26 protein-coding genes are annotated in these 26,957 nt (G+C 45.8%); 11 read left to right on the top strand and 15 right to left on the bottom strand.

The window, feature by feature from the left end; translation table 11 throughout:
• Window positions 1-25: 25 nt before the first annotated feature.
• From ACLVWP_RS15665 to ACLVWP_RS15645, 5 genes are all read right to left on the bottom strand, one after another.
• Window positions 26-1,288 carry a glycosyltransferase family 4 protein gene (locus tag ACLVWP_RS15665; protein WP_413558577.1) on the bottom strand — a complete coding sequence of 421 codons (1,263 nt, stop codon included), beginning with the start codon at window positions 1,286-1,288 and terminating at the stop codon, window positions 26-28.
• 17 nt (window positions 1,289-1,305) lie between these two features.
• Window positions 1,306-2,421, bottom strand: coding sequence for a hypothetical protein (locus ACLVWP_RS15660; RefSeq protein WP_413558576.1), 1,116 nt, complete (start codon window positions 2,419-2,421; stop codon window positions 1,306-1,308).
• A complete protein-coding gene (gene mutT, locus ACLVWP_RS15655) occupies window positions 2,409-2,867 on the bottom strand; it encodes an 8-oxo-dGTP diphosphatase MutT (RefSeq protein WP_413558575.1) in 459 nt (152 codons plus the stop codon). The genes ACLVWP_RS15660 and mutT overlap by 13 nt, the downstream gene beginning before the upstream one ends.
• Window positions 2,854-3,840 carry a quinone-dependent dihydroorotate dehydrogenase gene (locus ACLVWP_RS15650; RefSeq protein ID WP_413558573.1) on the bottom strand — a complete coding sequence of 329 codons (987 nt, stop codon included), beginning with the start codon at window positions 3,838-3,840 and terminating at the stop codon, window positions 2,854-2,856. Before ACLVWP_RS15650 ends, mutT begins: the two co-directional genes overlap by 14 nt.
• A gap of 70 nt (window positions 3,841-3,910) precedes the next feature.
• Window positions 3,911-5,185: a Glu/Leu/Phe/Val family dehydrogenase gene (locus ACLVWP_RS15645; protein ID WP_413558571.1), complete on the bottom strand. Its 1,275-nt coding sequence runs from the start codon at window positions 5,183-5,185 to the stop codon at window positions 3,911-3,913.
• A gap of 113 nt (window positions 5,186-5,298) precedes the next feature.
• Between ACLVWP_RS15645 and ACLVWP_RS15640 the strand changes: the two genes are divergently transcribed.
• Window positions 5,299-7,014, top strand: coding sequence for a hypothetical protein (locus ACLVWP_RS15640; RefSeq protein WP_413558570.1), 1,716 nt, complete (start codon window positions 5,299-5,301; stop codon window positions 7,012-7,014).
• A gap of 183 nt (window positions 7,015-7,197) precedes the next feature.
• The gene (locus ACLVWP_RS15635; protein WP_413558568.1) at window positions 7,198-8,955 is read left to right on the top strand and encodes a GMC family oxidoreductase N-terminal domain-containing protein; all 1,758 of its coding nucleotides are present in this window, start codon (window positions 7,198-7,200) and stop codon (window positions 8,953-8,955) included.
• On the opposite strand, the gene ACLVWP_RS15630 is transcribed toward ACLVWP_RS15635, so the two are convergent.
• Together ACLVWP_RS15630 and ACLVWP_RS15625 are read right to left on the bottom strand one after the other, a co-directional pair.
• Entirely contained in the window at window positions 8,939-9,847 is a 909-nt protein-coding gene (locus ACLVWP_RS15630; RefSeq protein ID WP_413558566.1) for a S1 family peptidase, read from the bottom strand. The two genes, ACLVWP_RS15635 and ACLVWP_RS15630, sit on opposite strands and share 17 nt — an antisense overlap.
• Window positions 9,848-9,907: 60 nt before the next feature.
• Window positions 9,908-10,813 (bottom strand): alpha-ketoglutarate-dependent dioxygenase AlkB, encoded by a 906-nt coding sequence (locus tag ACLVWP_RS15625; protein ID WP_413558565.1) that lies wholly within the window; start codon window positions 10,811-10,813, stop codon window positions 9,908-9,910.
• 105 nt (window positions 10,814-10,918) lie between these two features.
• On the opposite strand from ACLVWP_RS15625, the gene rfaE1 reads away from it, so the two are divergent.
• The 4 genes from rfaE1 to ACLVWP_RS15605 are packed head-to-tail and all read left to right on the top strand — an operon-like array spanning window position 10,919 to window position 14,213.
• Window positions 10,919-11,947: a D-glycero-beta-D-manno-heptose-7-phosphate kinase gene (gene rfaE1 / locus ACLVWP_RS15620; RefSeq protein ID WP_413558564.1), complete on the top strand. Its 1,029-nt coding sequence runs from the start codon at window positions 10,919-10,921 to the stop codon at window positions 11,945-11,947.
• Window positions 11,947-12,327: a DOPA 4,5-dioxygenase family protein gene (locus tag ACLVWP_RS15615; protein ID WP_413558563.1), complete on the top strand. Its 381-nt coding sequence runs from the start codon at window positions 11,947-11,949 to the stop codon at window positions 12,325-12,327. Before rfaE1 ends, ACLVWP_RS15615 begins: the two co-directional genes overlap by 1 nt.
• A gap of 21 nt (window positions 12,328-12,348) precedes the next feature.
• Window positions 12,349-13,236 (top strand): aminoglycoside phosphotransferase family protein, encoded by an 888-nt coding sequence (locus tag ACLVWP_RS15610; protein ID WP_413558561.1) that lies wholly within the window; start codon window positions 12,349-12,351, stop codon window positions 13,234-13,236.
• Between the two features lie 32 nt (window positions 13,237-13,268).
• On the top strand, window positions 13,269-14,213 hold the full coding sequence (locus ACLVWP_RS15605) for a hypothetical protein (RefSeq protein ID WP_413558559.1): 945 nt from the start codon (window positions 13,269-13,271) through the stop codon (window positions 14,211-14,213).
• A gap of 12 nt (window positions 14,214-14,225) precedes the next feature.
• On the opposite strand, the gene ACLVWP_RS15600 is transcribed toward ACLVWP_RS15605, so the two are convergent.
• Window positions 14,226-14,627 carry a hypothetical protein gene (locus tag ACLVWP_RS15600; protein ID WP_413558558.1) on the bottom strand — a complete coding sequence of 134 codons (402 nt, stop codon included), beginning with the start codon at window positions 14,625-14,627 and terminating at the stop codon, window positions 14,226-14,228.
• 468 nt (window positions 14,628-15,095) lie between these two features.
• On the opposite strand from ACLVWP_RS15600, the gene rlmN reads away from it, so the two are divergent.
• Window positions 15,096-16,352, top strand: coding sequence for a 23S rRNA (adenine(2503)-C(2))-methyltransferase RlmN (gene rlmN / locus ACLVWP_RS15595; RefSeq protein WP_413558556.1), 1,257 nt, complete (start codon window positions 15,096-15,098; stop codon window positions 16,350-16,352).
• Between the two features lie 24 nt (window positions 16,353-16,376).
• Complete coding sequence (locus ACLVWP_RS15590; RefSeq protein ID WP_413558555.1) at window positions 16,377-17,285, top strand: PfkB family carbohydrate kinase; 909 nt, start codon at window positions 16,377-16,379, stop codon at window positions 17,283-17,285.
• A 105-nt stretch (window positions 17,286-17,390) separates the two neighbouring features.
• Here the strand turns inward: ACLVWP_RS15590 and ACLVWP_RS15585 are convergent, their stop codons facing one another.
• Window positions 17,391-17,804, bottom strand: a complete 414-nt coding sequence (locus ACLVWP_RS15585) for an organic hydroperoxide resistance protein (RefSeq protein ID WP_413558553.1) — start codon at window positions 17,802-17,804, stop codon at window positions 17,391-17,393.
• On the bottom strand, window positions 17,801-18,250 hold the full coding sequence (locus ACLVWP_RS15580) for a MarR family winged helix-turn-helix transcriptional regulator (protein ID WP_413558552.1): 450 nt from the start codon (window positions 18,248-18,250) through the stop codon (window positions 17,801-17,803). The genes ACLVWP_RS15585 and ACLVWP_RS15580 overlap by 4 nt, the downstream gene beginning before the upstream one ends.
• Window positions 18,251-18,538: 288 nt before the next feature.
• On the opposite strand from ACLVWP_RS15580, the gene ACLVWP_RS15575 reads away from it, so the two are divergent.
• The 3 genes from ACLVWP_RS15575 to ACLVWP_RS15565 are packed head-to-tail and all read left to right on the top strand — an operon-like array spanning window position 18,539 to window position 22,321.
• Complete coding sequence (locus ACLVWP_RS15575; protein ID WP_413558551.1) at window positions 18,539-19,918, top strand: hypothetical protein; 1,380 nt, start codon at window positions 18,539-18,541, stop codon at window positions 19,916-19,918.
• A gap of 6 nt (window positions 19,919-19,924) precedes the next feature.
• On the top strand, window positions 19,925-21,070 hold the full coding sequence (locus ACLVWP_RS15570; protein WP_413558549.1) for a hypothetical protein: 1,146 nt from the start codon (window positions 19,925-19,927) through the stop codon (window positions 21,068-21,070).
• Window positions 21,071-21,106: 36 nt separating this feature from the next.
• The gene (locus tag ACLVWP_RS15565) at window positions 21,107-22,321 is read left to right on the top strand and encodes a glucose-6-phosphate isomerase (protein WP_413558548.1); all 1,215 of its coding nucleotides are present in this window, start codon (window positions 21,107-21,109) and stop codon (window positions 22,319-22,321) included.
• A 53-nt stretch (window positions 22,322-22,374) separates the two neighbouring features.
• Here ACLVWP_RS15565 and ACLVWP_RS15560 read toward each other — a convergent pair whose 3' ends face one another.
• The 5 genes from ACLVWP_RS15560 to ACLVWP_RS15540 form a co-directional block, all read right to left on the bottom strand.
• Entirely contained in the window at window positions 22,375-22,899 is a 525-nt protein-coding gene (locus ACLVWP_RS15560; RefSeq protein ID WP_413558546.1) for a hemerythrin domain-containing protein, read from the bottom strand.
• Window positions 22,900-23,049: 150 nt separating this feature from the next.
• On the bottom strand, window positions 23,050-23,334 hold the full coding sequence (locus ACLVWP_RS15555; RefSeq protein ID WP_413558545.1) for a hypothetical protein: 285 nt from the start codon (window positions 23,332-23,334) through the stop codon (window positions 23,050-23,052).
• A 131-nt stretch (window positions 23,335-23,465) separates the two neighbouring features.
• Window positions 23,466-24,449 (bottom strand): ROK family protein, encoded by a 984-nt coding sequence (locus ACLVWP_RS15550; protein WP_413558544.1) that lies wholly within the window; start codon window positions 24,447-24,449, stop codon window positions 23,466-23,468.
• A gap of 7 nt (window positions 24,450-24,456) precedes the next feature.
• Window positions 24,457-25,902 carry an alpha-amylase gene (locus tag ACLVWP_RS15545; RefSeq protein WP_413558543.1) on the bottom strand — a complete coding sequence of 482 codons (1,446 nt, stop codon included), beginning with the start codon at window positions 25,900-25,902 and terminating at the stop codon, window positions 24,457-24,459.
• 11 nt (window positions 25,903-25,913) lie between these two features.
• Window positions 25,914-26,957 (bottom strand): ABC transporter ATP-binding protein, encoded by a 1,044-nt coding sequence (locus tag ACLVWP_RS15540; RefSeq protein WP_413558541.1) that lies wholly within the window; start codon window positions 26,955-26,957, stop codon window positions 25,914-25,916.

The following is a 26,957-nucleotide window of genomic DNA, read 5'->3' as shown; positions in this document are numbered from 1 at the left end:
GACTACCACTTTTCAATGATTTAACTCATTGCTTCTTATACATTCCGGTATTGATAAGGATTTTACGGTAAGCATCAATGACCGACTGGACCATTTTGCCCGTATCGAACAGGTCCATGACGCGCTGACGTGCTCTTTCGCCGATTTCGTCCGCAGGCATTGTCCCCGAAAAGATCTCAACCAAAAGGTTGCTGATGGAGTCGACGTCGGCTGGACGTAAAAGGAATCCATCGCGGCCGTCTTCGATAATATTGGCAATCGGGGAGACTTCCGAACCCATAACGACTTTTTTCTGAGCCATGGCTTCTAAAGTGGAAGGTTCAAAACCCGTACTTCTGGAGCCCATGTTGATAAAGACGTCGCCCAAGACAATGTAATCTTCAAGTTCAGCAGAAGGAACGGCCCCCGCCAGAATCACTCGGTTCCCCAAAGCAAGATTCAAAACCTGATATTCAATGTCTTTGAATTTGGGACCATTGCCCACCACGATCAGATAGCTATTCGGCTTTTTGATCGCCACTTTTTCAAAAGCTTGCAACAAAGGCAGCATCTCGTGGGCATCTGTCATGTCATTGATAGTGACAGCGATGTGGGAGTTTTCTGGAAGGTTCAGCTTTTTACGAAGCTCCAAAGATTGCTCCTTGGGAGTTAAATCCCCAAGGTCAATCCCATAAGGAACTGTGTAGGTGTGAAAGTCAGGGTAAAGATAATATCTTTCCAAGATGATTTTTTGCTGAGGGTTCGTAACAAAGATCCCGTCCGCTGTGGAAAGAAGCTGGCGATCGCCACCATAATAAGTCGTCAAAAATTTATAAGCAGTCGCTAAACCCGTAGTTAGAATGCTGGGTAAAGTTTCCTGTTTCATAGCCAAGATCGCAAAAAGCTGCGACATTTGCGTCGCTTCCACGTCATAGGCCATGGCGACTTTCAAATCGTTTTTACGATTGCCAATGCGGTAGCCTGATTTATCAATGCTATGAACGATGTGAAACGGATTCTCACGATGTAGCTGCATGAACTTCTGGCGAACCGCCATTTGAAAGCGCAGGTGAGCCAGATTTTTTTCCCCCTCATTTAAGTAAAAAACGCGAACACCATCACGGGTGACTTCAGGTTTTTTTAGAGGAGAGTTCGCAGATAAAACCGTGACCTTATGTCCTTCGCGCGCAAGTCCGCGGGCGATTGGCCATAAAAAGCCGTGATCAGTCGCCCGACTTAAAATCGGAAAGCGATGTGATGTCAGGCAAATATTTAGAGTCTCTGGAACAGAGGGTTTCTTGGCGAACATGAATTTAGGTTAAAAGACTATCGAGCAGAAGCCAAGGCCCGATTGTACAGGCGATTTAATTCGTTCATTGACGAGTCAGTGATGTGGCTGTTTTGAGCCCAGTCCTCAGACAATGTTTCTGGCAGTTTAAAGCTAGAGCGAGATAAAAGCTTATAAAGATCTTTGTGGATGCTGTGGTAGTTCAGAACCCAGCAATTTACCCCATTTTTCCAGAGGTCCGCATGCACGCTGTTTTGTTTGGAATCCAAGATCAAAGTCGCATGAGCTTGAATGGCGCGCATAAAGTATTCGGTCATTTCAACCGGAGTAAACTGTTGTCCCGCCATCACGAAAGCCACTGAATCTGTCAGTAGTTTTTTAGAGAGTTGAGGGGAGATAGCGCCAGTGACAACCCAGCGATCACCGCAACCATTCTTTTCCATCCAATTAGCGAACTGTTTGCGTTCACGTAAAGACCAATGAGAATAAGTTCCCCACAAAACCACTTTATGGCGAAGGGCTAACATTCTAAGACGTTCAAAACGATCCGAGTGCGGATTGAAACGTCCCTCACGGAAAGGCAGAACGAAATACTCTTGGTTTTGCAGATTGTGTAGCAACGAAGCTTCAGCTTCTTCAAGCTCGCCCAGTTGATGTTGGTTGCTTTTAAAATCCAAAGCGGGAGGTAAAATTCCACGACCTTGTTGCGATGAGCGCACATTCAATCCACGTAACTGCGCTAAAGATTCAACTGTGGGGAAGGTGATGATGTCACTTTCCTCTACCAAATAGCGCACGGGATTTGTTTTCTTAAGCCCACGCTTGATGTGTAAAAGAGATGTCGTTAATACGCAGTTGGGATGGGATTTTGCGAAAGTCGACAAAATCACTTGAGCCGCATTCATGCGGTCATCATCTAAAACCAAGTGCAAAATGTGGGGTTGCATACCAAACAGACCAGGAATGATTTTTAATCCTTCCAGTACCGACCATTTTTTGAAATAGGCCATGAATTCAATGCCGTTGGTATTTTCAGGAGGAAGATCGCCATAACTAGTTAGTACTGTGACCTCATGCTGTTGGGCTCGCAGTGCTTGTGCTAACTGCCAGACGGTGCTTTGAGTTTTCGTACTAACTAAAATTATTTTGGCCATTCAAGTCCCAGTGCTTTGTAGATTCTATTTAGAATCTTACGATTGGCTTCAGGGATATTACGGTGTTTTAGTTCTTCCGGATGTATCCACTCAAGCATCATGTGATGTTTGGCGCGGGGTTCGCCCTTCCAATATAGGATTTCATAAAACAATATGAGAATCCCTACATCTCCATAAGAATGAGTACAAGCTAGTTTAAGGTCACCAACTTCGGCTTCAATCCCAAGTTCCTCGTCAAGTTCACGAGCTAAAGCTTGTTCAGGTGTTTCGCCGCTTTCAATTTTTCCACCGGGAAATTCCCATTGACCTGCAAGAGAGTTATTTTCGGGGCGTTGGCCGACCAAGATCTTTCCGTCTTTACGCAGAAATCCCGCGACGACAGGTATCCAATGTCCTTTACGGATTTTGGGTTTTCTTGGTTTTAAAGCAACGCTATCTTCCGACATTCTTCCTTCTTGCTGCGACATCATGGAAAAATCTAGGTCCATGAAAAACAAGTGCAGAGTAAATTTGAACAAGATCTGCGCCCATTTGCAATCTTTCAAAGACATCTTCAGGGGTTAGTACGCCTCCGGCGCTGACTAAGAGCATTCCTTCGCGTTTTTTGCCTAAAGTTTGAACAGCAATTTGCAGCGCGCGTTGTGAAAGATCCTTTAATGGAGCTCCCGACATGCCACCCTCAGCTGGAAAGTGACAGCCTGTGGGTCTCGATAAAGTGGTGTTTGTTAGCACAAAGCCATCGACGCCCAACTCCTGACAGTTGGATACCGCTTCGGCCAAACCTTCTTCGCCCATGTCGGGGCTTAGTTTAACCAGAACCGGAGTTGGTTCGTAGTGAGAGACGCGATCTAAAATCGGCTTTAAAAGTGCGCCGAGGTTTTCTTTTTTCTGAAGTTCGCGCAAACCCGAAGTGTTGGGACTTGAGATATTCACGACAAAGGCATCCGCCCAAGGGCGAAGCTTATCGACCAATTCCAAATAATCATTCACGGCTTGATTATTCGGGGTTTGGCGGTTTTTTCCGATATTCACAAAGACCGGAGTTCTGAATCTTGGGGCGTAAGAAGCAAGGTTATAAAAAACTTCATCAGCGCCGTGGCTGGGGAAACCCATTTTATTCCACATCGCCGTAAGTTTCATATCACGGTCCATGATTTTGCCTGGATTTGGAGTTTGTGGCAGGGGAGTGACAGTTCCGACTTCGACGAAGCCACAACCGAGTCTCCACCAATCACCTAAATGCTCGGCATCTTTATCCACTCCACCGGCAATTCCCAAAGGATTTGCGAAAGTCATGTCTCTCCAGGTGAAGGAGTTCCATTGAGGAATTTTTTTGCCATGAAGGTAAGACAAGAAAGGTAGAGCGTAACCGTTAATATCGTGAGCAATTTTAGGAGGAAGTAGTAACCAAGGACGCATGAATTAAGACTCCAGCAAAGAACGGAAAAAGGCAAAAAAAAAGGTGGGTTTAAAACCCACCTTCTTCGAATTAACGAGGGTACAAGCCTCTGAGAAGCATCGCTTTCTCAAGACGTTGAACAGAAACTGCCATCGCAGCAGATCTCATGTCGACGTTTTTCTCTTGTGCCATTGTGTAACCTTTGTCGAAAGCCTTAGTAATAAGAACTTTCAACTTAGCGTTTACTTCGTCTTCGTCCCAGAACAATGCCATCGTATCTTGAACCCATTCAAAGTAAGAAACGATTACACCGCCACCGTTGGCGATAACGTCTGGAGCGATGAACACGCCACGTTTAGAAAGAATTTTAGTTGCTGCATTCGTGATAGGACCGTTCGCACCTTCAACGATGATTTTCGCTTGGATTTTTTCAGCGTTGTGAGTATCGATTTGGTTTTCAAGAGCGCACGGGAACAAAGCATCACATTTTACTTCAAGCAATTCTTCGTTGCTGATTGGAGATGCTTTTGGGTAACCCTTCAAGAACTTGTGAGCTTTGATGTACTCAAGAACTTCAGGGATATCCAAACCGTCACCGTTGTAGATACCACCGGAAACGTCAGAAACTGCAACGATACGTGCACCACGATCGTGAGCAAATTTAGCAGCGAAAGAACCTACGTTACCAAAACCTTGGATCGCGATAGTTGCGCCCTTCATGCTCATTTTGCAAACTTCGAATGCTTTCTCTGCAACGTAAACAACGCCCAAACCTGTAGCGTGGTTACGACCCAAAGAACCGCCGATTTCAACTGGCTTACCAGTAACAACACCCGGTTGTGCAAAGCCACCTTGCTCTTGAGAGTAAGTGTCCATGAACCAAGCCATAGTTTGTGGGTCAGTGCCCACGTCTGGAGCTGGAATATCTTTAGTTGGTCCAACGAATGGTCCAATTTCAGATGCATAACGACGAGTTAGATTTTGTTTTTCAGTGCGTGACAATTTAGTTGGATCAACAGTGATACCACCTTTTGCGCCACCCAATGGAAGACCAAGAACAGAGTTCTTGAAAGTCATCAAAGCCGCAAGACCAACAACTTCTTGAAGATCTACGTTTTGGTGATAACGGATACCGCCTTTGTAGGGGCCCAATGTTGGAGAGTATTGTACACGATAGCCTGTGAATACTTTCACAGAGTAGTCGTCCATACGTACAGGAACAGAAACAGTGATACAACGACGTGGGCGTTTCAAACGCTCAAGAACGTTCGGGTCACAGTTAATAATTTTTGCGGATTCATCTAGAGTTTGGATAGCGTTGCGGAACAAAGGCCCGTCATACAAGGGCTCAATCTTATGGTCCATGTTAATGTGTCTCCTTAAAAATACACCGTCGCAGTTTAATGAAGTAAATACTCAGTGTCACCCGGGAAAAATAGCAGATGACTCGGTGGTTCTTTTTCCCCACAATTAGACCTATGTCTCGTTACCTCATAGTTCTCATCATCTTTTCATTGCCGCTTTTCACTTTTGCACAGAAATCCGCATCGCCACAGCAAACGTTCATTGAACAGTTTCAAAGTCCGCGCATTTGGTTTCCAGCAACTGATAACCCTATTCTTGCCGACGCGCCGGGGCGTTATCCAGGAGTTTTAAGCTTTCTATTCGAAGGTATCCTAGGCTGGACGCCAACGGGAGAAGGACTCGCAGTTTCTGAAAAGTGCAAGCCTTCCGTGTGGTCAACTCGTTTGCAAGATCCCCGTGTTTCCGTTTCTGTGCAAATGCAGGGTGCATTGTTACAGAAGTACTTTCAGGAGTGCGGCTCGGAATTAAAAACTGACGACCTAGGCGAGATGGTAAACCTCCGTAAGTACTTGGCCATGCGTTATGAACCTCGCGAGCATCCGTTCATGCGCCGAGTGGTCATTAATCTTCCAGGGAACGTTAAGCTCAAAGGTGTTTTGGCATTAAAGGGAGATTTCAAACGTCGTCCATTGGTTGTTTTCCGTGCGGGTATTTTTTCAAGTGTCGAGGACTTCCGTACAGAGCGCGGCTACATGATGATGTTGTTTGAACAGTCGCCTTTCAACGTTTTGATGTTGGAAAATTTGACGAGTGCTGATTTCATCGCGAACAACAATCAATTTTCGTTCGGTGGATACGATGAAGGCATTCAGAATATTCTGATCGCGCAACTTCTGCGTAATTCCTCAGAACCCATTTCACGTGTTGTAGATAGTATCCATTTCATGGGAATGAGCTTGGGTGGCCCAGGTGTGTTGTTTGCATCTTTGTTGAATAAATACAATTCGCCTGCGCATGCTCCGCTGATTCAAAGTTTTTTTGCCTTGTGTCCGGTTGTAAATTTGCAAACAACAATGGAGAGCCTAACCAACGGTGGCGCGCGTTCTGCCTTTATCGATTTGTGGGGACGTCGTCGTCTGCAAGGGATTGAGGATAAGCTGCCACGAGTGTCAGAACATGATAGCTTTAAGTTTTTAAGTAAAGCCGTGTCAGAAGTTGTGCGCACGTATCACGGAGGTTTGTCTTATATTTCCTCTGTGAAGTTGCCGCCGGGAATGAAAGACGGCGAAAACTTCTGGGGTTTGAATAATTTCTGGCCGTATTACACCGATGTGCGTGAACCCGTGATGATCTGGACGACCAATCATGATTTCATGGTTCCGTTTAGAATCAATGCACAGATGATCGTTAACAAATCCATGAAGATCGACAGTCGTAATATGCGCGTGATGGAGTTCCCAGAAGGATATCACTGCACATTCCCTGTCGCGTATGATTGGAAAATGACGGCCTCATTGATGAGTGGATATGTGCTATCGCATTCACCGAATTTCAAAATGCGTTCACAAAGTCTGAACATTGAGATGACTGACGAAGAGTGGGAAGGCTTTTTTGACGGACAGACAACAGCGACTTACAAAGCTGATGAGCCTGGCCGTAAGAAAAACTTTGTGAACTTGGAAATCGAGATGAAGAACTCCAAGGGCAAAAAGAAAAGTTTCAGCTTTAGTTTGCCTTTGTCGGAATTTGATTTCCGTTTCTTGAATCAAGAGCTGTCGAACTCGGAAAAAGAGATGATCACTAGATGGGTCAATCAAAACGTAACCGTACAAATCGTCAACATCTCTAATAAACCGAATCTGCAAATCTCTTGGGCCGTTGCTAAGTAAAAGGGCTTGTCTTTTTCCTTTTACCTGTGTTGCTGCGTCGTCGGCGTACGAGGAGTACGCCTTCCTCCTAGCGCCTTGTTAAAAGGAAAAATCCTTCGCCTTTGCTAGTTGATTGGGCCTGTCTTTCTGCAAAATATTTTTGGGGAGGTTTCCTTCTCGCAGCTTCTGCGGTGTTCTTGTTGGATGGAAACATCGCGTAGGTCTTTTCTTAAAACGAGCTTCTTTGCTGGTTTAGCGGCTGCTTTGAGAGCGGGTGAGGCGGAGGCTCGGCCCGTTGTTCAGAATGTTCCTGTTAAGGTTCGTTATCGGCGGTTGGCTAATTCTGTTTCTGATTTGCGGGATGAGTATGATGTTTTGATTGTTGGGTCTGGTTATGGTGGGTCGATTAGTGCGGCTCGATTGGCTGGGCTTGGGCGAGTGGCTTTGCTTGAGCGGGGGCCGGAGCGGGCTCCTGGATCTTTTGCGGAGAAGTTTTCTGAGGTTCGTAAGGACATTTTGTGCAAGCGGCATCCTTTGGGATTGTTTGAGATTCATGCGAATCACGAGATGGATGTTTTGAATGGCAATGGCTTGGGGGGAACTTCGTTGATCAATGCGGGGGCTTTGGTTAAGCCTGATCGCGAAACATTCAGGGCTCCCGAATGGCCGGCCGCCATTGTTGATGAAATTCTTGATGGAACTTTCGATCAGTACTTCAAACGAGTTCGCGGTGTTTTGCAGGGGCATTCCTATGATCCTTCCAGAATGTCGAGTGCTAAGGTTCGGGCGCAGCTTCAGGCTGCGGCAGATCTTGGTGTTGGTATTAAGTATCCTCCTATCGCAGTGAATATGTTTGGCGATCAGCTCCAACAACGGAATGTCGTGCAACCACGTTGTATCGAGTGTGGCAATTGTTGTTCGGGTTGCAATACGGGAGCTAAAAACACGCTGAATATGAATTATCTGCCTCTCGCAAAAGACCGGGGAGCTGAGGTCTATACCCAGATGGAAGTCGTTTGGATTGAAAAGCTAAAATCGAATAAGGGCTATCGTGTGCACTGCAATTACATTTCTAATCGCGGAGAGAAAATCAGAAAATCCGTGCAAGCAAAGAATGTGATTTTGGCAGCGGGCACAATGGGAACCGGACGTTTGCTTTTAGCTTCCCGAGAGCGAGGTTTAAGTTTGTCTTCGCAGTTGGGAAAAAGATTTTCTGGCAATGGAGATGTCTTAGGGCTTTCCTTCAATACTTCATTTCGGACGAATTCGATTGGTTTTTCCTCGGCCAGTCAAGTGCGCGTGGATATGAAGCCTGGTGCGGTGATTTACTCGATGGCGGACTATCGACATCACAGAAATCTTTTTGATCGTTTCATTATTGAAGAGGGGACTTTTCCTGGGGCATTCACGATTCCATTACGTTTAGCGATGGGAGTTGCTAAATGGAAAATATCTGCAGCTCGCTATTTACGAGTGGCGCGCGATATTGTTCTGTCTAAGGATATTGAAAAGGGTGCGTTGAATTACTCGATGGTCTATTTGGGAATGGGACACGACCGTGCCGATGGACGTTTGCGCTTAGATCGTAAGGGCCGAGTTCGAGTTCATTGGCCTGAAGTAAAATACGATCCCATCTATCCCACGATAGATCGTGCGATGAGAAAGCAGTCGCAAGCACTTGGTGGAAATTTCGTGATGAATCCACGCACGCTGATGATCAATGGAAAAAATCTAGTAACCGTTCATCCCTTAGGTGGCTGTGTGATGGCTGATTCAGTCGCAGACGGTGTGGTAAATCATTGCGGGCAAGTTTATCAGAAGAACGGAGAGCTGCACCGCGGACTTTATGTTTTAGATGGTTCGATTATTCCGACAGCGCTCGGGGTGAATCCGCTTTTAACGATTTCAGCCCTCACCGAGCGTGCGATAGAAAAAATCTTGCGATCTAAAGAGATTGGATGATTTGAGAGAGCCATTGGTAATAATGTGGAATCAGTGTTTTCACACCTTGAGCATAACCGCAGTCAGCGTCTGTGAGTGTGCGGCTCGTAACTCCTGCTAACACTGTTTTACCGTTGATTTCGATGAACGCTGGTCCACCAGAGTCACCACGGCAAGTGGCCTTCTGATAGCTTTCATTAAGGATCATGTCTTTAGTGCGAAGCCCGGCGATAGTAACTTGAACCTCGCGCAATTGTCCGTCACCCTTCACGATTTGTAGAAAGCATTTGGTTTTATAGTTGTTGCAGTAACCACGGCCCTCTGCCAGAGCTGCTGGCAAGTCGGGATCATTGCGATCTGTGACCTTGGATTCCTCATAAGAATATCCATAACCGGCAAGAGTGACAGTGTCATCTTTGCGAAGCAAAGTCTCGTCTCTCAAAAGTGGTGTGATCAGGTAGTTTTCCGGAGCGGGACTGTCGAGCTTGATCACGCCGATGTCGCCATAGTCTCCGCCTTCTTCATCCATGTTTTTGAAATCGTCATGAAGGACCATGGTTTTGATAGTGCGAATGTTTTGCGGATTGAGTTTGTCCGTTTGCCCGACCTTATTGGGAAACTGAGTTTCAAAAATAACAATGAGGTCTTCTTTTTTTGAAACCACGCAATGACCTGCAGTCACGACGATGTCTTTCGTAATGAGAGTTCCGGTGCAAGCGTTGGCAGTTTTCACATTGAAGATGCCGACGGTGCGCAAAGCCATTTGAGAATTGGGCTCAACTACAGACCCACCTGTGATCGCGGCAGCGGTGCTGGCATACAGGCCAAAAAGGATGGCAAATATAGGCAGTGACGCCCTTGGCGGCTGCGGTGTCAATAAACTAGTCAAATGCTTCAATAGGTTGCTTCTCATGGCGTTCTCCATCCACAAGAATCATACACATCAAGTATCGTACCCTAGGGGGGCTATGTATTAGAGTTGTGAATGGAAGAAAGGCGATTTTTCCGCGAGTTTTTCCATATATTCGCGAACGTCTTCTTGGGCTTCCTGCGATAGTTTTCTGAACGGAACGATGTGTTGGTCCGGAACATAGCGGAAGGTAAAATTGATTCTGCGAGTTTCAAAGTTCGTGATGTCGTTCAGAGGGAAAACGAGATCATTTTTGTCTTCTACACGTTGCACACGATGGAAAAGTTGTTTCTTAAACTTCTCGCCGCCAAAGATCTGCAAGGAGCTGTCATCCAGCCATTGCTGCAAAACCACGTCAGACTTAGACTCTGTACCTTTGCTAGAAACGAATTGGAAAAGGGCGCGCTCACCAAAAGAGATGGACGCTACCGGGCCTGGCTCGAAGTCTTTGTGTTCGCCTACGCGAGCACAGTCGATTTTTTTGCCGTCTTCTTGAACTTGGTTGCCGTAATAGTTGATCAAGCATGTGTTCAAAGTCCAACCACGCGGGATATCGCGAGGATCGAATTTCTCTTTCACTAAGCTTTCAATTTTGCTGACCAAGTTTTCTAAAACCGGAACGTAGCGCTCTGCGGTTACGCAGCGGTTATAGATACCTTTAGGTGGGTGGTAGTAGTTCAAGCAAGCGAACTGCCAATTCCCCAGCCAGTAAACCGGGCGCAAAAGAGGTCTTTGCTTTTGGTTTTCAGGTGGAGGATTGTTCTTGGCGTAACGCATTTCCCAGATAGGATACAACGTGTTCAAGTACTTAAGGATTTCTTCCTTTTCCCTTGGGCTGATGTAGTTCTGTTCATAGATCAAATTGGACGTGGCTTTGCGCTCTTCGCCATTGCGTAAGCCCGGTTTGCCACGTGAATTTGATTTGAATGCAGGGCCTTTGCCCTGAGATTTGCCTTTGGGTTTGAACATAGGCAGGGTTTTTAGCATAAAGCCGCTTTTATTGCCAGCTGTCGCATTCTTAAAGGGGTGACAGCGGGTCTTCAATTCGATAAAAAAGGCTTTTGGAGTGAAAAAATGACAGCACCTGTACAAGCCAAACTAGGACCTCAAGAGAAAGACCTTTTGATCAAGCAGATCCCTGCTTTGAAAGGCAAAAAAATCCTCATCATTGGGGACGTCGGTTTGGATGAATACGTGATGGGCCAAGTTCGCCGTATCAGCCCAGAAGCTCCAGTTCCAGTTCTTGAAGTGGATGGTGAAGACAAGCGTTTAGGTTTGGCTGCGAACGTGGCGCAAAACGTGGCAAGTCTTGGTGGCATCCCGATGATGGTTTCCGTTGTTGGTGACGACACCGGTGCAAGCTTGCTTAAAGAGTTGAGCGAAAAAAACGGTGTGAGCTGGGAATACATGATCGTAGATAAAGCTCGTCCGACAACACGCAAAACTCGCGTGATGACGGGGCACCATCACTTGGTGCGTGTCGATTATGAGCTTAAAAAATATCTTTCTGAAGAAACTGAAAAGAACCTTTTGGCCATGGTTCAAAAGCATGTCGCAGCAGCTGATTGTGTGATCATCGAAGATTACGCAAAAGGCGTGATCTCTCGCAACGTCGTCGCTAAAGTTTCTGAAATCTGTAAAGCCGCTGGCAAAAAACTCATGGTCGATCCACATCGCAACAATCCAGGTTCATTCTACTTGGGTGTTGATTTGATCAAACCGAACTATGACGAAGCTGTTGTTTTGACGGGCCTTGATTTCGACGATCTTAAAGGCAACCCGAATAAGGTTGTGGAGGTCGGTCGCGCTCTTCAAAAAATCACAGGTGCTAAAGAAGTGGTTTTGACTCGCGGTAAAGACGGTATGACGATTTTCTCTGGCGATCAAATCACAGAAGTTCCAACATACGCACAAAAAGTATTCGACGTAACAGGCGCCGGTGACACAGTTATCGCAGCCTTGGCGTTGGGCTTAGTATCAGGTCTTTCTTTGGTTCACAGCTGCATGCTAGCAAACAACGCCGCAGGCGTTGTCGTCGGTAAAGTAGGCTGCGTACCGTGCGAGATCCCTGAACTTATCGAATACATCAACGAAGTCCACTAATGGAAAAGTCGTACAAGGTTAATTCTAAGCTTTTGCCGGAGGGATTTCCGCGTCAGTTTGATGCGCATATTTACTTCACAAATGAGCAGCTGGAGTTCGCAAAAGAGCTTCATCAGAAGGCCCTTGTCTCATTCAAAGATCAACAAGTTTTCACTGGCCAGATGATTCCTGAACCTATTGGTCCTCATCCTGTGCCAATGTTTGAAATCAATTTTCCCAAAGAGAAATTCACAGACGTGGTATTATGGTTGATGCGTGAGCGCGGAGATTTATCCGTGCTAGTGCATGAACTGACGGGTGACGATCTGTATGATCATACGCAAGCAGCGATGTGGTTAGGACCCCAGATCGACCTCGATTACGACGTTTTTAAAGATTAGCCACTAGGGATGGGAGGCCTCTTGATTTCTCCTGATTCAAATCTCTATAAAAATATTGTGACCACTTGGAAAACTCCAGGTGAGCAGTGGCTTGCGCAATTCCCAACGCATATTAAAAAAATCGAAGCTCTTTGGAATTTGGAGCCTATTCAGCCCATCGATAATTTGTCCTTCCATTTTGTGGGTGCGACAAAGCGCAGATCCGATGGTCTTGAGGTTGTGATTAAAACCGGTTGTGACATCGAGTCCCTGGATCGTGAACGCCAGTGGCTTCGTCATTTCAATGGCGTGGCAGCCCAAGTGTTAGAGTCAGATAAAAACTTAGGCGTGACCATGATGGAACGTCTGGTCCCTGGCACGACATTAAAGCATTCAAAACAATTGGATGATGATGCCCAGACATTGATTATCGCCGAAATGATCCGGGAGTTAAATTCCCGCTCCATTATCAGTGGAGCTTTTAAACACCTTGCTGAACTTGCAAAAGATCTGGATGTTTTAGAAGGTGCCGTCGACCCACGCATGCTTTCCAAAGCTCGTGGCATATTCAGTGAACTGACATTTGATCGAAGTCAGGATCGCTTGCTACATGGAGATCTTCATCACGACAATATTCTGAAACATAAGCATTCGTGGAAAGTTATCGATCCTCACGGCTATATTGGTGATCCGACTTTTGAGATGGCAGTGATGATGTACAATCCGCTGGATGCTTACCCTGTCAATCGACCTCTCAGAAAAACATTGGAGCGTCGAATGAGCATTCTCAATGAGTATATCAACTTCGATATGCAACGAATGAAGGCGTGGGCTTTTGCTGCGGCAATGATTTCAACAGCTTGGGATTATGGCGATACTAAAAAGCTTCTGGGTATTCCGTTTTTAGTTGCTCAAGAGTTGCGATCCTGATGAGATTTTCCTGAATCAATCAGGAGATCATCATGAAGTTCATCGCATCTTTGATTTTACTTTTTTCTGCTCAGGCTTTCGCAGAAACACCAAATCCATTTGATACATTTGTTGGCGATTACTCGGTTGTTGGGGCTCCACGTATTCAAAACGTTCGTAAGGACTTCTGTGAGCGCTATCGCTGGAAGGATCTCAAAACTGTTAGCATCAAACCAAGTGGTGGTTTGTACGAAAGTCATCAGATTCGCTTCGTCGCAGGCCCTAAAGAGTCGCTCTTTCAAGTTCAAGAGTACCAACAATCCAACGATGTGGCATCCACGGGCAGTTTCGCGGAAACATCTGGCGGTGAGGGGTGGGCTGCGAATGCTCGCGGTACTTGGAACTTTACGAATAAACAGCATACGATCGTGACGATTTTTAAAACTGAATCGAACTATCGCATGACGATCAAGGATGAAAGCTTCGGCGCTGGGAAATTAAGAACAGCTTGTTACTATGAAGCCGATTTAATTCTTAACGCTCCTGGCTTTATGGAAGCTGCTGATCCATTCGACGCTTTCATGGGTAGCTATGTGATCGAAGGTAAACCTCGCATCAAGGAAGTGGGAACCAATTACTGTTTGCTTTACAGTTTTGGGGCACTTAAGGGGATCACGGTAAAACCGGGCGATGCTAAATATGAATCTCACCGAGTGGATGTTATCTCTGCTTACAAATCGGTCCGACATTCCGTGATGAATTATGAAACTCGCAATGACCGCGATACAGCGGGCTCCTTTGCGATCACTTCTGGCGGAGAAGGCTGGGCTGCGAATGTTCGTGGCACGTGGTCCATTGGGAGTAAGTCGGGCGTGCGCATTCGCCTCAAGCAAACCGAGCGTGGAGTTGTGCTTGCATTCGATGACGAGACAACCCGCTCAGGGGTCGTGAAAAAAGCCTGCTATTACGAAGCGGACCTAGTGAAGGTCGCTGAATAGCAGGCGACCATTTTACTTTCTCAAGAATTCCATTTGCACCGGTTTGACGTAAATCATTTTACTTAGAACCGTTGCTCTGAAGTATCCTAAGTCCGATACCTCTGAAAGATCGATCGACATTTCAAAGTTGCTGTTATTTGCACATGAACCGATTGCTTTTAACAGACGGCTTTGTACCTGGAATTGACCCTCACACTGCAAATATCTTCCGACAGATTTTTGCGTAAGATAGACGTTCCCTTCGCTTGTAAAAGTGATCATGTTTTCGTCGCCGATATCATTCGTAGGACCGCTGATAACATAAGTCCCCGCGAATGTTTCTGCGGATCCAACTTGCCCGCCTCCAGCAAAGCTTTGTGCAGACATCAAAGAGACCAATACAGTAAGCCCTAGTTTTACGATGGATGATTGCATAGATATTTCCTTTGTTACGTGTTTTGGAGAATCCGATCGGTCTCGCTTGAGCGGTAATTCAGAAGTCTCTTGGCTATCAACATATCAACGAGTGTGCCAGTCTCAGCGGCAATATATATGGGCGAAGCAAATTGTAAATCGATGAAATGCTTGTCGGTGGTGCCGACATCAGTCTTCGTGAACCGCTTGTACACCTGGCTGGTACTCATTTTCAATTTGACTGAAATGCCCCCTGTACGAGGCCATGAGCTGGCTGAATTGGGCTAAGCTCAGGTCAAATAAGCAAATTTTGCAAGGAAGGCTCTTTTTAAGGGCCTTTTTTATTGGCTAAAGAGCTGAAATCATAGGATTTACTAGGCGATCTTAAGGGGCTGTGCTACAAACCCGGCACACATAATCCTTTACCAACGGGACCACAAAAGTCCCAGCTGTAACAAGCATGGCTGTAATAAGCCGAGGAGCCCTTAGATGGAATTGAACGAAGCGACGACAAGCGCGACTCTTGCGCCAATGAACTATGCTGACGACGACGTCGCAAAACCACTAGAAAACAAAGCAGCCAATTTCTACTCCATGACGTTGGAAGATCTAAAAGCTTACCTAAAAGGTAAAGGCAAAGAGCAATTCCGCGCTCAACAGATCTTCAAATGGGTTTACGAGCAACGCGTGACCGATCCAGAACAAATGACGAATTTGTCTAAGGACTTCCGCGCAGAACTTCCAAAACTTCTTTCTTTCGAACTTCCTAAAACTTTGACTCACTTGAAGTCAGTGGATGGAACTCAAAAATTCCTATTCGACATGGGCGATAACCAAAGCGTTGAGTCTGTGGTGATTCCTTCTGAGGGTCGTCTGACTCTGTGTATTTCCTCTGAAGTTGGTTGCAACATCGGTTGTAAGTTCTGCTTCACTGGTAAGCAAAAATTGAAACGCAGACTTCGTACTGAAGACATCGTTGGTCAATTCATGCAAGTTCATGATTCTTTGGCAGAAGGCCAACGCATCACGAACATCGTATTCATGGGTATGGGCGAGCCACTCGACAATCCAGAAGCAGTTTTCAAAACAATCGACGTGATCCACTCTCCATGGGGTATTAATTTGTCCCGTAAGAAAATCACGGTTTCTACATCTGGTATCGTTCCTGAGATGTGGCGTATCGCTGATGCGAAAGTTCGTTTGGCTGTGAGCTTGAATGCTCCAACCGATGAGATCCGCACCCAAGTGATGCCGATCAATAGAAAATGGAACACGACAATGTTGCTGGACGCTTGTAAGCAGTACACTGATAAAACAGGCGACAAGGTGACGTTCGAGTACGTGATGCTAAAAGGTGTGACGGATTCTATCGAAAATGCGCGCCAAGTGGCGAAGCTGACTCGTGGTGTGCCATGCAAAATCAATATCATCCCATTCAATGAACATCCAGGTGCTCCGTACGAGCGTCCTTCTGATGCGACAATCGAAGCGTTCCACACTGAGTTGAATCGCCTAGGTTGCCACGTTCTTTTGCGCCGTTCGATGGGACGCGATATCTTTGCAGCATGCGGTCAGTTGAACAGCACGCACAAAGATGAAACTGCAACAATGGATATCTCCAACTCTCAGTTGGCGGGTATGCCTAAAGCAAAACGTCAGTTGATGGCAGAGCATAAAGCAGAACATGCAGCTAAAAATGCGGCATTTGCTGCAATGAGCTTTGAAAACGAAACAGAACTCCAATAGTGTTGGTCCCAGGAGAAATTTAAAATGTCTGAAATTTTAGTAGTAGGAAGCCTTGCATACGATTCAATCCAAACTCCATCGGGCAGAGCTGATCGTGCTTTGGGTGGATCTGCGAATTACTTCTCTCTAGCAGCTTCTTTGTTTTCTAAAGTTCGTGTGGTCGGTGTTGTGGGTGAAGACTACGACCAAAAAGATTACGATCTTTTGAACAACCGTGGCGTTGATTTGACGGGTCTTTCAAAAGTTCCTGGTAAGACATTCCACTGGGCGGGTTCTTACGAAGGTGACATGAACGAAGCAAAAACTTTGAATACAGAGTTGAACGTTTTTGAACACTTCAATCCACAATTGCCAGAGCACTACAAAGATTCTTCTTTCGTATTCTTGGCAAACATTGCTCCAGAACTTCAATTGCAAGTATTGTCTCAAGTTAAGCAACCTAAGTTCGTAGGTCTTGATACAATGAACCTTTGGATCAACATCAAAAAAGATGCATTGATCGAAGTAGTTAAAAAAGTGAACTTGGTATTGATCAACGAAGGCGAAGCAAAAATGCTTACAGGCGCTTCAAACGCGATCTCTGCAGCTCCGTTGATCACAGCAATGGGTCCTTCTGCAGTAGTTATCAAACGTGGCGAGTACGGTTTCGCTATGTACACTAAAGAAGCTGGCTATTTCATCTTGCCTGCAATGCCGATCCCAACAGTGATCGACCCAACAGGTGCGGGTGATACTTTCGCCGGCGGTTTCTTCGGTTACATCGCCGCTCAAAAAGAAGCTCCAACATTGAACACATTGAAGCAAGCCTGCATCATGGGTTCAATGATGGCATCCCACACAATCCAAGACTTCTCAGTGAAAGCACTAGCAAAAGTAACTTTGGCAGACTTGGAAAAACGCCTAGCAGAATACAAAAAGGTCATCACCGTATAAGGTGCCAGGTCCTACTTGCGTAAACAGTGCAATAAGAAAAAGGCAGGAGTGATCCTGCCTTTTTTATTTTGTGATTAAGGTAGTCTTTGCCTTTTACGGGAGGGGTTAGACTAGTTCGATCTCGACGGGAACGTTGCCGCGAGTGGCGTTGGAATACGGGCATACTTTGTGGGCCGTTTCCAAAAGCTGTTGAGCGACGTTGCGTTCTACGCCTTCGATCTTTGCACGAAGTTTTACTTCAAGTGCAAAGCCACCAGCATTGTTAGGGCCGATGCCGACCTCTGCTGTGACAGTCGACGTGATTTTTGTCTTCTGTTGCATGGCCACAAAGTTCAGCGCGCTATCAAAGCAAGCTGCGTATCCAGCCGCAAAGAGCTGCTCGGGATTGGTGAATGCGCCACCAGATCCGCCCATTTCTTTGGGAATACGTACTTCAAGATTTAGGACTCCGTCAGAGCTTTCTACTTTTCCGTTGCGTCCGCCAGTTGCTTTCGCAACTGCTGTATAGAGCTTACTCATGAATGACCTCCTTCTAAGGCTTTTCTCATTTGCTCGTTTAACTTATTCAAATTTTTGTGAATTGCTTGCAGTTCGCTGGTCTTGCATTCGACATTGCAAAGCAATTTATCGGGAACAGTCGCAAACTGCTTTTCCAGTTTGCGACCCTCTGCTGTTAAGTGAACCTCGACAGAGCGTTCATCTTTCACAGAGCGTTTGCGGGAAACCCATCCGCGCTTTTCCATGCGTTTAATCAGGGGAGTGATGGTACCTGTATCAAGCAACAAAAGATCTGCGATCTCAGTCACTTTACGGGGTGCTTTTTCCCACAAAACCAAAAAGACCAAGTACTGCGGATAGGTCAGATCAAAAGCTTTAAAGTGTTCGGCATAAAGCTGTGTGATCTGGCGGGAAGCCGCGTAGATCGGAAAACAAAGCTGATTTTGCAAAAGCAGTTTCTTGTTCATACTTGAAATTCTACGCCCATTTATATTGTGTGCAATTAAATTGTGTACAATATAAAAATAATACAATTGGGGTCCTGCGCCAGAAGGTACGGCCTTACCTGGGAAGTAAGGCCGTACCTTTTTGAGACGGTTTTGTGAGGGAAGTCTTGGTGGGGAGAGGGATTGTAGGTAAGTAGGTACGTTTTGAGGTAAGGCCGTACCTTTGGGGGCTGGACCTTGTTCTAGTTAGCTGGAATCCCGTGGGAGTTCCTTAAGAGAAGTTGAGGAATTTCCGATAATTCCCTTGGTATGTCTAAGAGAAAAAAGAAATCTTCAGCAGCGGAAAATCTGATTGAATCACTGATGGACGATGTCCGTGGGATTCAAGAGGATGGCTCGTTCCATAAAGGTGAGATTAGCGACTCGGAAGAGGCGACTAATTTTCATCAGGCGTCACCTACAAAGGTGGACGGTGAAGATATGTGGGCAGGACTTGAACAAGACGTTGAATCAGAGTTAGAAGTTTCTGAATTCAATGGTGCCCCGATTGAGTACTCTAGCGATGAAGAGGCCGATGGCTACACAGCTCAAGGCGTGGAAGAGTTTTCTTCTGGCGACGAAATGCTTGATGGTGAAAAACCAGTGGGCTTCGATGTTCCTCCGCAACCAGCTTACCCAACTTATGAAAATCCAGATCATGTACCTTACGAGGGGCCTTCTAGTGAAGGTGACTATCAAGTCGTAGATAGCATTGATGATGCTCATGAGGTCGAAGAACCAGCTCCTTATGAAGCTGTTTCTGCGTCTGCTTCTTCGTATAATGATGATTTCACAAGTCCGGTGGATTCTTTAGCAGCCTCTATGGAATCTGATTCTAAAGAAGACAAAACGGTTTCGATTCAAGATGTGAATCTAACTAGTTCTAAAATGACTTCCAGTTCTTCCACAGATGCGGATCGTACTTTGGCGGTCTCTGGTTTTGCGAATGCCCGTGTGGGTGCTCGTAAAAACAATGATGTGGATGTGAAGGTCAGCGTTGGTAACTTCCGTGGTAGCAACCGCGCGGGTTCCGCAAACGTGATGACATCTGTGGATGCGTCCTTGGCTCAAGCTGAAAACTTGAAGCTAGCACAACAACGCATCCTTGAGCTTGAAAGAGAAGTTGAAAGTCTACGCAGTGAAAATGAAGAACTGGCTTCGGCTGGGGAAATCATTCGCTCGCGCACAGACGAATTGGGTGTTCGTATTGGCGCTATTGAAAAAGAGAGAGCGGAAGACCGTGAATCTCATCAAAGCGAGGTCCTGATCTTGAAGGGCAACCTTCAATATAAGGAAAACGAAATGGCCAAAGCTCGCGTTAAAGTCGAAGAGCTTGAAACCAGACTAAAATCAGATTTCAAAAAGATCCGTGTTCGTGAACGCGAACTGGAAAATCGTCTAGAACTATTGCGCGCTGAAAAGGCCGCGTTAGTTCGGTCCAAAGATGAGTATATCCTTGACCAGAAAAGAAAGATTGATCAGCTTTCCCAAGAACTCGATAATTATCGTAATAAGTGTCTTGAGTTAAACAAGACGATCGAGGGGAATCAGGACCAATTCAAACGTACAGAGCGAGCTCTACGTTTGGCCCTTTCTAATTTGGAAGTCAAAGAGGAAGGCGGACCTGTTCCACTCAAAAAAGCTGAGTAGGAATTGATGGAGTCCACCACATCACCAGCGGAATCTAGCGACAGCACTGCGGTTGTCGCTAAACCCGCACCCGTAAAAAAAATTAAGGTGATCATCAGCGATTTGCATCTGGGCAAAGGCCGCTTGCTGCCTGAAGGGGGTATCAACTCCCTCGAGGAATTCTATTACGGTGATAAACTAGTAGAGTTCATTCATTACTATTCAACCGGGATCTATCGTGACTACGAAGTCGAACTCATCATCAACGGTGACTTCTTTAACTTCCTGCAGTGCGATTACAAAGGTCACTTCCTATCCGTTATCACTGAAGCAGTAACTCTAGATATTTTGAAGGACATCGTGCGTGGTCACGAAAACGTCTTTAAGGCCATGGCCGAATTCGCTTCCAAACCAGGGAAGTCCATCACCTATATTGTTGGCAATCATGATCAGGGGATGTTGTGGCCAGCTTGCCGCGCCTACGTAAATCAGGTTGTCGGTGCGCCAGTACGCTTCAAGAACATCGTCTATTTCTTTGATGGAGTGCATATCGAACATGGCCACATGCATGAAGCGGCCAATCGTATGGACCCCAAAAAGTTCTTCCTGAAAAAGCATCTGGTAGAGCCAATCCTCAACCTGCCATTTGGTTCTCACTTCTTCTTGGAAGTGGTACTAAAAATTAAGCAGACGTACCCACATGTGGATAAGATTCGTCCGTTCGGTAAGATGCTCCGCTGGGCTCTTATTAATGAAACGATGAGCCTGGTGAAGGGCTTTATCATGGCGAATAAGTACTTCTTAAAGAGCGTCTTTGTGAAGGACAGCCGTCGTCATTGGCCGCTTAAACGTATCATCCAGGTGATCCTGGAAAGCGCTATCTTCCCGGATCTTAGTGAATCAGCGCGTAAAATTCTTAATGATGACCGCGTCCATACTGTTGTTTTTGGGCACACCCATGTCTACCAGTATCGTCAATGGTCGGAACACAAAGAATATTTTAACACAGGAACATGGACTGAGATCACTTCTTTAGATATCGTGTCTCTTGGAAAAATCACGAAGCTGACCTATTGCTTGATTGAATACCCCGAAGACGGCGGACGCCCACGTGGACGTCTGAAAGAGTGGAACGGGTATCATCGTATTGAGGAAGACGTCGCGATCTCGTAGTTTTTCCGACAACCGCTGTTGGAAAGAGAAATCACGATGTTGGAAATCACACAAGCTAATCATACAAACTCAGAACACCTGATTCAGGAATGCCAATCTTCTTTGAAGTTGTTTTTGCAACGTAAAGAAATCGGATTCCCGCAACTTGTTGAGCGCATCAACTTGTGGCAACAGTCTCACAAGACAGGTGCAGATTTCGCAGCCAAGTTCAAAAAACTTGTGATCGTGGGTCTTGGCGGTAGCTCCCTAGGAACTCGTGTGATCCGCGAAGTGTTCAATGCTCACAACGTGTTCTTTGTTGATAACGTGGATGCTTTGGTTTTTGAAACCTTGGTAGACGAGTTGGGTGATTTGAAAGACGTCGCATGGGCGTTCATCTCTAAGAGCGGTACAACGATCGAATCTTTGTGTGCTTTGGAACTTTTGGATCAAGTTTACAAAGAAGAAGGTCTTCACCTTCCAGCAAACTCCATCGTGATTTCTGAAACTAAATCAAGCTCTCTGACTGAATGGGCGCGTAAGCACAAAGTTCCTGAGTGCGAAATTCCATTGGATATCGGTGGTCGTTTCTCTGTTCTTTCCCCGGTGGGTATGTTCCCTGCGGCCTTCATGGGCTTGGATTTGGAAAAATTCCGTGTGGGTGCAAAACGTGCGCTTCTTGATACAGCAACAGTGACACAAACAATGGCTCAAGTGATTCAATCCTACGGTCGTGAAGAATGGATCACTTTGTTGTGGTCTTACAATTCTCGTATGAAAGATTTCGGTGGTTGGTTCGCTCAATTGTGGGCAGAGTCTTTGGGTAAACCAGTGACTCGCGCTGGAACTCCGGCTCCACGCGTATCGACTCCGATCGCGGCTATCGGTGCTTCGGATCAGCACTCTATCTTGCAACAAGTGATGGAAGGCACGAAAGATAAATTCGTGATCTTCCAACGCGTGGAAGAGGCAGAGGGCGGTTCGATGAAAATCAAAACAGCTCAATTCAAAGAAACAATGGACCTGCAAGGTCGCACGATGGGTGAATTGCTAAAAGCAGAAGCTTTGGCAACTCAAGAAGCGCTTGTGGCAAACGGTGTTTCAACAATGACTTTGAAAACAAAAACATTGGACGAAGAAACTTTGGGTTACTTGTTCATGTTCTGGCAATTGGTTGTTGCGGGCTTGGGTGAGTACTTGAAGATCGACGCTTTCAACCAACCAGGTGTTGAAGCTGGTAAGATCTTGGCAAAAGCGAAACTTAAGAAGTAATAGAATAGAAAATTAGAAAAAAAAGGGGAGCCCCAGGAAAGGCTCCCCTTTTTTTATCCCTGCATATTGTCCAGTGAAGAAAGTGGAAACCGGTGGCGCTCAGTCGTTTGCAGAGATTCGATTTGTTGTTGTCTTTCCAGGTAAATCAGACCCAGCTCGACGCGTTCGTCAAGCGTGGTGGCAGATTCAAAATCAGGTAAAAGGTCCCTTTCTTCTACCTTGATATGATGCTCGATCATTTCTGCAAGTACTTTGGCCTTCGACAAGAACGAGCGCTCACTTGTCGTGGTTTTCATGTCTTTACAGATTTGTTCTGCCAGGCGATGTTCCAGTTCGCCTTCTGAGATCTCCACCGTATAGGCATGTTCGCGCTTCATGCAATGATACCAGATTTCCTGTTCTGGCACATTGTGCGCTTCCAGTAGGGGAGATAGTTGTTGGAAAGCTTCCCGTTTTTCTAAGTAAGGTACGTTTTCGTTTTTTAAGATGGCGAGTAGCACTTTCAATGGTTTGTGATCTCGCTTGATGATTTGCACAATATCATCGGGGTGTGGTTGTGGTGGATGAGTATTTACCATTGTCACTGCCTCCTGGTGAGTGACTATTGCAAGCTGTGGTCCCGAGATTAATTTTGGTCAGTTGAAAATGAGACGGTGTTCACCGCTTAAAAAAGAAAACCCAGAGGATTAATGCCCCTGGGTGTGGTTTTTTGGGATAGAAAAAACTCACTATCCGCGAAAGAAAAAGAACCAAAGTAAAATCACAACAAAGCCCGGAACACCTAGAAACCAAAGTAAAATCGGAACTCCAATTTTTCCTTTCGAATTATCTAGAGGTGAAAGTGGGTGTTGTTCGAATTCATCGACGGCTTCATTGTCCGTCTTGTCATTCGCCTGTTTTTCTTCAGCGATTCGGGCAGCGTCTTTCTTCAAGGAATCTAGATTTTCTTGAAGAGGTGGTTGGCCTTTTTTTGAAAGCTTAACTGTGTTGTCTGATTTCTGTGGTGTAGTCATAAGTTCTCCTTGCTTGAACAGGATTGCAAAGAGGAGGCCGTTCAGGAAATGCCTCAAAGTAAATACATTTAACTTATGGGAAGTCTGTGATTGCACATGTGGGGATAATTTCCCCACGTGTGGACATTTGCCTATTTCTTTTTAGCGGGTTGGTGTTTGCCATAAAGGTGTGGAAGATATCCAGCGCCCAAAACACCTGCGTGATTTTTAGTTTTAGCGATTTCGATTTTGCACTCAAGGTCCGTATTGATTTGACGGATGATCTTAGAGTAGTTCGCTTTCAAGTCTTTGAAGTAAAGATCTTTGATTTTGATCAAACCACCGCTGATAAAGATTTTTTCCAAGTTAAACGCCAAAGATAGATCGTGGCACAAGCTCGCCAGAGCAAAAGCCATATCTGCATACAGAACGTTGTACTTAGGATCTTTCGTATCCACCAACTCCTCAACCGAGTTGCCAGTGAAGCCCATTTCTTTTGCACGACGTAAAAGTCCTGTGCCTGAAGAAAGACCCTCAACAGTGTAGTGGTGAATTTTATCAGGATTATTTCTCAACCCAACCATGTCGACAACAAAGTGCCCACACTCAGAACCCATGCCGCGGCTTTGGCAAGGCATACCGTTAAAGATAATCCCTGAGCCAACACCAGTGCCCACAGTCACGACAGCAAAGGACTTCATGCCTTTAGCGCCGCCAACCCAGCCCTCTGCTAAGGCAGCAGCCGTAGCATCATGTTGGAAGTAAACTTTGGTTTTGAATCCACGTTTAACGATTTCTTTTTCAACCAAGTCACGGATAGGAACGACTTTCCAACCTGGGTAGTTCACTGGATTAACGAGCTTGCCTTCTTCTGCATTCAAAGGACCCGCACTTGCCAGGCCAATGCCTTTAAAGCACGAAGCAGAAGTTTCTTTAGGGAAGCGTTTTTTGAAATCAAGAGCGATATCCGCCATCACTTGGATCACGCGTTTTTGAGTTTTTTGGGCCGAGCCCTCGCGTTTCATGTCGACAGGAACTTTGATGAAATCAAGCATCTCTCCGGAATTATCCAAAAGAGCTGCTGCCAATTTAGTTCCACCCAAATCAAAGCCAATTGTATAGGATTTTTTCGTCATATCTCTCTTACTTTGTACGTTTGTATTGATCGCGGTTCAAAAGTACCAGAGATGAGTAAGGAGGCAAGGTTACAGTCGTCATTCCGTTGGAATTGACGTTGTATTTCATGTCTGTGCACTTGCGGTTTAAGCGGCTGTAAGACGGACCAGTTAGGTCACAGTAATTGCCCGCAGATAAACCAGTTTGGAATTCACGAGTGATTGGATTGCCCGAGAAGTTCAAAGCAACGAAACCCAAATTGCCACGGCTGAAGGCCACGTAGTTTGTGTTGTCAGTGTTCCAGTTAGATACGTAGAACGCTTTGTCTGTTTGATTTCTGAAGTTCACCATGGCAGCCACTTCAGGCAGGCGGTGTTCACAAGTCCAAGGAGCCACGCAAGTGTTATCGCTGTTTAAGATACCCAACGTGCGAAGATCTGGGCCCACTGGAGGTCCTTGATCGTAAGAGTTGAAGTCATAACCAGAATAAACCTGTGGGTAGCCGTAAGGATAAGCCAACATGTAGACCTGAGCCAGGCGATAGATGTTATGATCTGAACCTGTATAGCGAAGGATATTGCCATCACCAGTGCGTTCCAAGTCATGGTTCGTAACGAAGACAACAGAGTGTTCGCTTTCAGGAAGGTAGCGAGAAATAGTTAAAAGATTTCCCAAATTCCCGTACTTGATACTGCCACCTAGAATAAATGGATATTCATAAGCCGTGACATCACCCGCAGCAAAGTAGTCACTGTAATTAACAGGGCCATAAGCTTCGTGGATGATTTCTTGGAATACGTAAGCAGAGCGCTTAAGGCGTTTCGTGATTTGCGCCAAATCCTTAGCCGGGATGTGTTTCGCAGCATCCAAACGGAAACCCGCAACACCCAAATCCAGCAAGTGATTCATGTATTCAGCAATTCTTTGCTGAACATACGGAGCACCTGTAGCTAGATCGGCAAGACCCACCAATTGGCAGAATTGAAGTTCGTAAAGATCACGGTAATTAATGATATTGTCGTTGCCGTTACGTCCACAAGCGTGGAAATCATTCGGGCTGTAAATACCAGGATAGTTTTTATGAGTGAAAGTAGATCCAGCGAAACCCACACCTTGTGGGAAGCCAGCCATGTGGTTCAGAACAACGTCAGCATAAACATCAACGCCAACAGCGTTACAGCGGCGAACCATGTCGGCGAATTGAGCTTCATTGCCGCCACGAGATTCCAATTTATAGCTAACGACTTGATATCTTTCCCACCAAGCAGAGTTGTATTTCACATGCTCATGAGGAGGGGATACTTGAACTGCAGAAAATCCAGAAGGTCCTAGGTAAACTTCGCATTCGCGGGCAACTTCATTCCACGGCCACTCAAAAAGTTGAACGAAAACTGTTCTTGGAGCAGCAAACGCGGAGTTCGCCCCCAACAAAACAGTCACGATAAGTAGTGAGCGAAGAAGTTTAGAAATCACCTTAGTCTCCCCTATAGACGCTGGTTCAGACCCGATTTCTTATCAAACAGATGAGCCTTTGTCAGATCTATTTTCAGTGGAACCTTCTGACCCTTGGAAAATTTATCCATGGAATCCGTAATAATTCTCACAGTTTGGCCTTCTAATTGACCGTGGAGCATCTGTTGACCACCGAGGTTCTCAGACAGCTCTACCGTGTAATCGCCGAGAGCGACTTCTTGGGAGCCCAGATCGCCCTTGTTGATTTTGAAGGATTCGGGGCGAATACCCAAAACTTGATCTGCTTTTTGGGCCTCAGGCCAAGGCAAACGCTTAACTACGGAGCCCTCAATGAAATTCATTTCAGGGGAGCCGATGAAACTTGCGATGAACATGTTTTTAGGGCGGTGATAGATTTCAGTCGGAGTTCCAACTTGTTCGATCACGCCATCTTTAAGAACGGCAATACGATCACCCATCGTCGTGGCTTCCATTTGATCATGGGTTACATAGATCATCGTGGATTTTGAGTGCTCGTGCAGACGTTTGATTTCTACACGCATTTGCGTACGAAGATGTGCATCCAAGTTTGAAAGAGGTTCGTCGAACAAGATCACTGGAGTTTGGCGAGCCAAAGCACGACCCAAAGCCACACGTTGACGTTGACCACCAGAAAGTTCTTTCGGACGACGCTCAAGCAGGTGAGAGATTTGCAAAAGGTTTGCGATTTCTTTTACGCGTTTCGCGATTTCATCCGCAGTCATTTTTTGTAGTTTCAAACCGAAGCCCATGTTTTCTTCAACCGTCATGTGCGGGTAAAGAGCATAGCTTTGGAAAACCATCGCAAGATTTCTGTCTTGCGGTTCTACGTTGTTGATTACTTTGCCATCAATTTTGATGTTACCAGCGTCGAGAGTCTCAAGACCCGCAAGCGTGCGTAGCAAAGTGGATTTACCACAACCAGATGGACCTACTAGAACTAGGAACTCGCCAGAAGCGATATCCAAGTTGATGTCTTTAAGTACTTTAGCTGCGCCAAAGCTTTTTGCGATGTTAGAAAATTCAATATTCGCCAT

Source organism: Bdellovibrio sp. HCB209, from assembly GCF_047306065.1.
Classification (GTDB): Bacteria; Bdellovibrionota; Bdellovibrionia; order Bdellovibrionales; family Bdellovibrionaceae; genus Bdellovibrio.
This window is presented reverse-complemented; position numbering and strand designations above follow the sequence as displayed.

Bases quoted from the DNA above. Each gene is read 5' to 3' on its own strand.
- ACLVWP_RS15630 (WP_413558566.1), bottom strand. From the start codon at position 9,847: ATGAGAAGCAACCTATTGAAGCATTTGACTAGTTTATTGACACCGCAG.
- ACLVWP_RS15555 (WP_413558545.1), bottom strand. From the start codon at position 23,334: ATGACTACACCACAGAAATCAGACAACACAGTTAAGCTTTCAAAAAAA.
- ACLVWP_RS15590 (WP_413558555.1), top strand. From the start codon at position 16,377: ATGTCTGAAATTTTAGTAGTAGGAAGCCTTGCATACGATTCAATCCAA.
- ACLVWP_RS15635 (WP_413558568.1), top strand. From the start codon at position 7,198: ATGGAAACATCGCGTAGGTCTTTTCTTAAAACGAGCTTCTTTGCTGGT.
- ACLVWP_RS15645 (WP_413558571.1), bottom strand. From the start codon at position 5,185: ATGGACCATAAGATTGAGCCCTTGTATGACGGGCCTTTGTTCCGCAAC.
- ACLVWP_RS15575 (WP_413558551.1), top strand. From the start codon at position 18,539: ATGTCTAAGAGAAAAAAGAAATCTTCAGCAGCGGAAAATCTGATTGAA.
- ACLVWP_RS15570 (WP_413558549.1), top strand. From the start codon at position 19,925: ATGGAGTCCACCACATCACCAGCGGAATCTAGCGACAGCACTGCGGTT.
- ACLVWP_RS15640 (WP_413558570.1), top strand. From the start codon at position 5,299: ATGTCTCGTTACCTCATAGTTCTCATCATCTTTTCATTGCCGCTTTTC.
- ACLVWP_RS15660 (WP_413558576.1), bottom strand. From the start codon at position 2,421: ATGGCCAAAATAATTTTAGTTAGTACGAAAACTCAAAGCACCGTCTGG.
- ACLVWP_RS15580 (WP_413558552.1), bottom strand. From the start codon at position 18,250: ATGAACAAGAAACTGCTTTTGCAAAATCAGCTTTGTTTTCCGATCTAC.
- ACLVWP_RS15600 (WP_413558558.1), bottom strand. From the start codon at position 14,627: ATGCAATCATCCATCGTAAAACTAGGGCTTACTGTATTGGTCTCTTTG.
- ACLVWP_RS15560 (WP_413558546.1), bottom strand. From the start codon at position 22,899: ATGGTAAATACTCATCCACCACAACCACACCCCGATGATATTGTGCAA.
- ACLVWP_RS15550 (WP_413558544.1), bottom strand. From the start codon at position 24,449: ATGACGAAAAAATCCTATACAATTGGCTTTGATTTGGGTGGAACTAAA.
- ACLVWP_RS15605 (WP_413558559.1), top strand. From the start codon at position 13,269: ATGAAGTTCATCGCATCTTTGATTTTACTTTTTTCTGCTCAGGCTTTC.
- mutT (WP_413558575.1), bottom strand. From the start codon at position 2,867: ATGTCGGAAGATAGCGTTGCTTTAAAACCAAGAAAACCCAAAATCCGT.
- ACLVWP_RS15585 (WP_413558553.1), bottom strand. From the start codon at position 17,804: ATGAGTAAGCTCTATACAGCAGTTGCGAAAGCAACTGGCGGACGCAAC.
- rlmN (WP_413558556.1), top strand. From the start codon at position 15,096: ATGGAATTGAACGAAGCGACGACAAGCGCGACTCTTGCGCCAATGAAC.
- ACLVWP_RS15615 (WP_413558563.1), top strand. From the start codon at position 11,947: ATGGAAAAGTCGTACAAGGTTAATTCTAAGCTTTTGCCGGAGGGATTT.
- ACLVWP_RS15665 (WP_413558577.1), bottom strand. From the start codon at position 1,288: ATGTTCGCCAAGAAACCCTCTGTTCCAGAGACTCTAAATATTTGCCTG.
- ACLVWP_RS15625 (WP_413558565.1), bottom strand. From the start codon at position 10,813: ATGTTCAAACCCAAAGGCAAATCTCAGGGCAAAGGCCCTGCATTCAAA.
- ACLVWP_RS15565 (WP_413558548.1), top strand. From the start codon at position 21,107: ATGTTGGAAATCACACAAGCTAATCATACAAACTCAGAACACCTGATT.
- rfaE1 (WP_413558564.1), top strand. From the start codon at position 10,919: ATGACAGCACCTGTACAAGCCAAACTAGGACCTCAAGAGAAAGACCTT.
- ACLVWP_RS15540 (WP_413558541.1), bottom strand. From the start codon at position 26,957: ATGGCGAATATTGAATTTTCTAACATCGCAAAAAGCTTTGGCGCAGCT.
- ACLVWP_RS15650 (WP_413558573.1), bottom strand. From the start codon at position 3,840: ATGCGTCCTTGGTTACTACTTCCTCCTAAAATTGCTCACGATATTAAC.